Origin of the sequence: Idiomarina sp. UBA4206 (assembly GCF_002383015.1) — a bacterium.
GTDB lineage: Bacteria > Pseudomonadota > Gammaproteobacteria > Enterobacterales > Alteromonadaceae > Idiomarina > Idiomarina abyssalis.
Genome location: NZ_DFTS01000054.1, coordinates 9,682 through 10,022, shown reverse-complemented (window position 1 = coordinate 10,022; position 341 = coordinate 9,682). Strand labels below are relative to the sequence as shown.

At 46.0% G+C, this 341-nt stretch carries 1 protein-coding gene; it reads right to left on the bottom strand.

Annotated elements, in window-relative coordinates:
- The coding region (locus B3180_RS11170) for an HAD-IA family hydrolase (RefSeq protein ID WP_286844549.1) at positions 1–341 on the bottom strand (341 nt) is incomplete at both ends.

Here is a 341-nt window from a genome sequence, read left to right as displayed (position 1 = left end):
CCGACTGCCAGCCATGACGCTGCGCACCAAGAACATCGGAATAAGGATGATCACCCACGTGTAAAAACTCATGTGGCTGCAAATTAGGCAATTCACGTTGCGCAGCCGCAAACATATCGGGCAAAGGTTTACCCCGAATACCATCTCCTGGCTGAATCACCTGATCAAAGTATTTCGCCAAGCCTATTTTCCCAGCGTCGACATTACCATTGCTAAGCGCTATCAGTTTGTAATGCTGCGATAATGCTTCAAGTAACTCAAAACTGTTGTATGGCACCTGAAAATTACTACGCTCAGACAAAAACACATCCATTATGGTGTTTGCGGCCTTTGATACGTCA